This window comes from Nonomuraea sp. NPDC005501, assembly GCF_040605905.1.
GTDB lineage: Bacteria > Actinomycetota > Actinomycetes > Streptosporangiales > Streptosporangiaceae > Nonomuraea.
In genome coordinates, this window is the sequence record NZ_JBEXDT010000213.1 from 1 (window position 1) to 2,054 (window position 2,054).

General features: G+C 69.6%; 2 protein-coding genes. Both read right to left on the reverse strand.

The genetic code is table 11. The annotated features are described in order from the left end of the window. Nucleotides 1–115: 115 nt before the first annotated feature. Nucleotides 116–1,852 (reverse strand): DUF6055 domain-containing protein, encoded by a 1,737-nt coding sequence (locus tag ABZS51_RS42605; protein ID WP_355454021.1) that lies wholly within the window; start codon nucleotides 1,850–1,852, stop codon nucleotides 116–118. After that, nucleotides 1,842–2,054 (reverse strand): hypothetical protein (locus tag ABZS51_RS42610; RefSeq protein ID WP_355454024.1); only part of this gene is annotated, 213 nt, incomplete at its 5' end. The genes ABZS51_RS42605 and ABZS51_RS42610, both read right to left, overlap by 11 nt.

Below are 2,054 nucleotides of genomic sequence, written 5' to 3' on the forward strand. Positions count from 1 at the left end.
CCTATATTCTTTTGGGTGGGTGTGTGTCGGGGGGTGTGGCGCGCGGCCCGGGGGCGGGGGGCGGGGGCGCGCCGGGCCCCCCGCCCGCCACCCTGCCGCGCGGTGGAGGGTCAGGTCAGTTCGGCGCTCCCCCGCCGAAGGCGAGGTCGCTGTCGCTGAAGATCGGGTGGGCCGGGTTCACGTCGGCCTCGCCGGCGCCTCCGTCGCAGCGGCGGTCGGGATTGAACATCAGGTACGTCCCCGAGCCGCAGGCCGTGGCGGGCTCGGCGTCGCCGCCGATGACCACGCTGCCGCTGAGGTTGGCCCCTCCTTGGACCAGGGCGCTGTTCTTCACCACGGCGTTGCCGGTGACGGTGGCGCCGCTGTTGACCCAGGCCAGGTCCTCGACGCGGGCGTTGCCGCTGACGGTGCTGTTGCCGTAGACGGCGGCCCGGGGCCCGACGTAGGCGGTGGCGGCCACGGTGGCCCGGTTGTCCACCCAGCCGCCGCCGTTGGAGTGCCAGTGGCCGCTGCCCGGCGCGACCGGACGCACGTGGCCCGGCTCGTACCCCCATGGCAGGGCACCCTGGAGGCGGAACTGGTACGGGTAGCGGTAGTTGCGCGGGTAGCCGTCGAGGAAGGCGTACTTGTGCACGGCCGCCGGGGCGCCGACGACCACGAGGTAGACGTCCTTCTCGCCCGGCTGGGTCTGGAAGGTCACCTCGCCGTTGGGTGAGCTGGTGACGGGGCCGTAACGGGGGACGCCGTTCTTGACCGCGACGAACCCGTACGACCAGCCCGACTGCGCCGCGCTGTTGACGTGGCCCCTGAAACGCATCCGGATGAGGGCGCCGTCGCTGCTGGGAACGAGGCGGATCTTGTTGTAGCCGTAGTCGGACGGGGCGAGGGCGTCGGGGACGCGGAAGTGGCCGGCGGCGGCGTTGACCGGCTCCACCGCCACCCCGTTGTAGGCCGTGACGAACGGGTACAGGCTGGTGATGAAGGGCATGACGTCGGCCCGGTTGGAGTAGTCCCAGGTGACGTTGTGCTGGGCGTACTCGCCGACGCGCCGGTTCAGCTCGGCCTGGTCGATGCCCGCGATGCGGCGGTAGACCTCCAGCGGGTGCTCGGTGTCGCGGGCCTCGTTCCAGATGCGGTTGAACATGGCCAGGCCGTCACGGTCCTTGATGTACTGCAGGAGCATCCAGGCCCCGTAGTGGTGCCGGCTGCTGCTGTAGGCGAGGTTCTCGGTGCGGATGAACCTCGTCAGGTCGCCCGCGGCGGTCTTGGGGTAGACCTGCATGGCCATGAACTCGGCGCTGGCCTCCCAGAACGTCCCGGCGCTCGGGTGGACCAGCCCGTAGCCGGGCCTGCCGAGGAACGTGTAGTTCTGGAAGACGTGGCCGAGCTCGTGGGCCAGGCCCCAGGATCCGGGCTGCGCGGCGGCGGGGGCGATGTTGATGACGCCGACCTTGCCGTCGGTGGAGCCGCCCGTGGCCCACGCGTCGAGCGGCGCGTTCGACCACGTCGTGGTGACGATGACAATGATCTTGTACTGGGCCAGCAGGCCGGTCTCGGGCGTGAACTTCATGGTGTTCACGTAGAAGGAGTAGAGGCTCTCCAGCTGGGACAGCATGTTGTCGGGGTCGAACCGGTACGGCGAGGGTGCCGTCCTGGGGTCGGTGCCCGACCGGTCACCCCACAGCAGGATGAAGTTCGCCGACTCCTTGGTACGGGAGCTGACCCACGGCACCTCTCCGGTGCTGGCCCAGCGCGACGGGATGTACACGGTCTTGGCGGCCGCGTCGGCGGCGGCGGGGGCCACGAGGAGCGCGAGGAGAAGGCAGAGGACTGCCGTGACTCTAGTAGCCATAGCGACTCTTCAGGTGCCGCCACCAGTCGCGCAGCATCCACGCGTCGAACTCGGTGATCGAGGTGGCGCTGCCGGCCTTCATGATGAAGCCGCCGACTCCGGTGGGGGTCCAGTCGTAGAAGTCGTCCAGGCCGAACGAGTGCCCCATCTCGTGCAGCAGGATGTGGATGTTGTCGGCGTTGAGGTTGCTCATGAAGTACTC

Excerpts from the sequence above, each read along its gene's own strand:
- ABZS51_RS42605 (WP_355454021.1), bottom strand. The coding sequence starts at position 1,852 with ATGGCTACTAGAGTCACGGCAGTCCTCTGCCTTCTCCTCGCGCTCCTC.